This is a genomic window from Vibrio fujianensis (assembly GCF_002749895.1).
Taxonomy (GTDB): domain Bacteria; phylum Pseudomonadota; class Gammaproteobacteria; order Enterobacterales; family Vibrionaceae; genus Vibrio; species Vibrio fujianensis.
On sequence record NZ_NBUS01000041.1, the window covers coordinates 329826 to 333200 of the forward strand.

General features: G+C 47.6%; 5 protein-coding genes and 1 pseudogene. All 6 read right to left on the bottom strand.

The features are described 5' to 3' along the window. Positions 1 to 679 (bottom strand): molybdopterin-dependent oxidoreductase (locus B7C60_RS18585; protein WP_245869016.1); only part of this gene is annotated, 679 nt, incomplete at its 3' end. Positions 680 to 706: 27 nt separating this feature from the next. Continuing rightward, positions 707 to 1252 (bottom strand): 4Fe-4S dicluster domain-containing protein, encoded by a 546-nt coding sequence (locus B7C60_RS08700; protein ID WP_099611305.1) that lies wholly within the window; start codon positions 1250 to 1252, stop codon positions 707 to 709. A gap of 239 nt (positions 1253 to 1491) precedes the next feature. Next, complete coding sequence (gene hycI, locus B7C60_RS08705) at positions 1492 to 1947, bottom strand: hydrogenase maturation peptidase HycI (RefSeq protein WP_099611306.1); 456 nt, start codon at positions 1945 to 1947, stop codon at positions 1492 to 1494. Further along, positions 1944 to 2378 (bottom strand): formate hydrogenlyase maturation HycH family protein, encoded by a 435-nt coding sequence (locus tag B7C60_RS08710; RefSeq protein ID WP_099611307.1) that lies wholly within the window; start codon positions 2376 to 2378, stop codon positions 1944 to 1946. Before B7C60_RS08710 ends, hycI begins: the two co-directional genes overlap by 4 nt. Next, positions 2368 to 3183 (bottom strand): NADH-quinone oxidoreductase subunit NuoB, encoded by an 816-nt coding sequence (locus B7C60_RS08715; protein ID WP_099611308.1) that lies wholly within the window; start codon positions 3181 to 3183, stop codon positions 2368 to 2370. Before B7C60_RS08715 ends, B7C60_RS08710 begins: the two co-directional genes overlap by 11 nt. Beyond that, positions 3180 to 3375, bottom strand: a pseudogene (locus B7C60_RS18590) (formate hydrogenlyase complex iron-sulfur subunit); the annotation flags it as partial. The pseudogene B7C60_RS18590 and the gene B7C60_RS08715, both read right to left, overlap by 4 nt.

Genomic DNA, 3375 nt, shown 5'->3' on the forward strand with positions numbered 1-3375 from the left:
CCAGCGCCATGTTCGAGCCATTTTTCAGTGGCAACCACTGATCCGCAATTCGCGCAGATTCAATCTTACGTGGATCACAAACAATGACCTTGGCACCATTCGCACGCGCTTTGATAATATGTCTTGCTACAACTGGATGAGAATCCGCTGCGTTGTAACCGAAAATGAGCAAACATTTTGTTTCTTGAATTTCGGGAATGGCATTGCTCATTGCTCCATTACCTACTGTTGACTCCAGACCGGAGACTGATGGCGCGTGTCACACCCTAGCGCAGTGATCGACGTTATTGGTTCCAATAACGGCACGCGCCAACTTTTGCATCACAAAGTTAGCTTCATTACCAGGTCCGCGAGCCGAACCGGTTGTCATGATTGCATCTGGACCATATTTGCTTTTGATTTCCATCAGCTTTTCAGCCGTGAAGTCTAATGCTTCATCCCAAGAAACCGCTTCCAATTTCGCGTCTTTAGTACGACGAATCATGGGTTTTTTAAGACGAGGAGTCAGTAAGTTAGTATCGTTGAGAAAATCCCAACCATAATAACCTTTCAGGCACAATTGCCCTTCATTCGTCCGACCATCGGCCGGTTCTGCGCCCACTACTTTGTTGTTCTCAACAAGTAGCTTTAGTTTGCATCCCGTACCACAGTACGGACAAACTACAATGGATTTTTTCATAGTTACCTTCTTAACTATTTCAAGAAATCAGACAGTGAGAATCGCGATACGGCTGGCAGCCGCTTCACGTTTGCTCTGGCTGGTTTGATGAATTTCCTCTGGTTCAATCAGAGAAATCGCACCTGTTGGGCAAACCTCCATACACGCAGGTCCATTAGCACGATGGGCGCATAAATCACATTTAATCGCTTGTGATTTAGGCACTTTTCGAGCAAATAAAGCACTACGTGATGTGTCTTCAACCATGGTTGTAACCACATTCATTGCTCCGTAGGGACAAGCAATGGCACAGGTTTTACAGCCAATACACCGCGATTGAATCACTTTAATGTAACCGTCCTCGTGGACAATCGCGTTATTAGGACACACTTGAGCACAAGGCGCATCGTCGCATTGACGACACATCACCGGCGTGGTGACGTGAGCATTTTTAATGACCTCTAACCGAGGTAAAAAACTCTCACGATCTTGCAGTGTCCCGATACCTTCATCTTGATGTGAAATCGCACAGGCCACTTCACAAGTGCGACAACCAATACATTTATTAGCGTCAGCAAAGATAAATCGATTCATGGGATATCCTTCTGTGTCGATAGGACCGAGTCAACCACCCAGCCCTTATAAGCACAATGTGTGCCAATATTTCAAAGGTCAAAAAATCAACCTTAACTCATTGTTTTTAAAATAAAAACAATAAAAAAACTCGTGATAAAATATCGAATCATCACGATGATTTAACTGAGCGGATAACGATATCGACACTTATGTCGGTAATTTTCGACATAAGTGTCGATACTCAGCGTAATCACGAGTTAGCAGCTCTCATAACCACCATGGCCTTGCCACTCAGGAAGACGACGATGTAACTCGGTCACGGCCTCGGTAACCATTTCGGTCATCGGAAACGAGAAGGCCACAATTGCAGGCTGAATGCCGACAAATGTAACTTCGGGTACGAACGTTTTTAGCTCATCAATCAGGAAGTTCAGCGGTAAACTGTGCGTTGATACCATAAACATATCAGCGATGGTCTCAGACTCAATAATCCGCACTTCACCCGCCTTTTCGCCAAAGTCGGCCGCATCCACAACCAAAACACGTCGTGGCTGAATTTTTCGAATCAGATGCAAGCTATCTTCCGGCATGGTGCCACCTTCGATCACACTCCATCCCACTGGATTCTCGCGACACAGTTGTGCCAACAGTGGGCCTGCGCCATCATCTCCCATCATATTATTGCCAACGGTTAACAGTAAGTCTTGGCTCATGCTCCACCCCGAATCATCAAATACATCGTTGGTTCGTTATAGATCGCATTCAAAATCGCGATCATGCCTTTCGTCAACTGCTGGCTTTTTTCTGATTGTGTGGTGCTATCAATGTGGTCAAGCGCTATCGCCAACATGTGAATATGCTCGGGAAATACACTGATTTCACCAAACATCAAAAAGCCTTTCAGTTTGCGGTACGCTTCGCTGTGTTCATCAAGAGCAGAGATCCAAGTCAAATACTCCTGCCCCGAACATTGCATTTCAGATTTCAAACAATCGACAATGCCAAGGTGGTGGCCGATGGTCAGGCTGTAATACATGATCTGCTTCGCTTCGTCGGGCACATCGTATTTGTCATCGACAAATTTACGACTCAAGCGGTAAAAGTAGACTTGGCCATCCAAATGGCGCGATTCACTAACAGCCATGACAAGCCCCTTTAGGTTGATCGCCACCAGTGATTTGACGCATCACAGAACGCATCACGCTGTTGACAATGTCGCTCAAGCGTGGATCATCGCGCTCACTCAAGTAACAACTAACATTGCTGTCAACGTTGTCAGTTGTACTATTTGCCAGCACCGCTAACAGTTCATTAGCGATACGTTTACCTTGGCGGTAACCGGCCAATAGACGCGTTTCACGTTCCACCATCACGCGGATATCCATCGGGATACCGGTATGACGCAATGTGGCAGAAGTGGATTGCGCATCATGCTGTTTGGCATGCATTTTTTGCTCAAGCAGACCAAGCGCCACCGCAAAACCGTACAGGGTCGCCGCAGGCGTTGGAGGACAGCCCGGAATGTAAACATCGACTGGCACGATTTTATCTGTTCCCCCCCACACACAGTACAAGTCGTGAAAAATACCGCCGTCACAACCGCATGCGCCATAGGAGACCACTATTTTCGGATCCGGTGCAGCTTCATACGCACGTAGCGCCGGAGCGCGCATAGCACGCGTTACCGCACCGGTAAATAATAAAATATCGGCATGACGCGGAGATGCCACCACTTTGATCCCAAAACGTTCGGTATCGTAGACCGGTGTCGTCGCAGCGAAGATTTCGATTTCGCACCCATTGCAACCGCCGCAGTCCACGCGGTAAACGTAAGCAGAACGTTTGATCTGCTTGATCAGCACTTGTTTCAGCTTCTCATGCTGTGGAGAGACGTCGACTGGTACGGCGGTAGTGTGTTTTTCGCCAGACAGTTGCTTAATACCTTTCACATATCCTCCGAACTCATCAGGATTAAATCATTAGGACTGGTCATATAACGATGTGTCGCCAAATTGGTGCCATCAAGCATGTTGTCTGCCCGGCGGCAGGCCGGACAGGTTTCCAGTTGACGGCGACGGGTAGCGAGCGCTTCACCACGCAACCCCGCTTGCTCGAGGGAATCCACCACGTAATTGAGCAGT

Bases quoted from the DNA above. Each gene is read 5' to 3' on its own strand.
- B7C60_RS08700 (WP_099611305.1), bottom strand. From the start codon at position 1,252: ATGAATCGATTTATCTTTGCTGACGCTAATAAATGTATTGGTTGTCGC.
- hycI (WP_099611306.1), bottom strand. From the start codon at position 1,947: ATGAGCCAAGACTTACTGTTAACCGTTGGCAATAATATGATGGGAGAT.
- B7C60_RS08710 (WP_099611307.1), bottom strand. From the start codon at position 2,378: ATGGCTGTTAGTGAATCGCGCCATTTGGATGGCCAAGTCTACTTTTAC.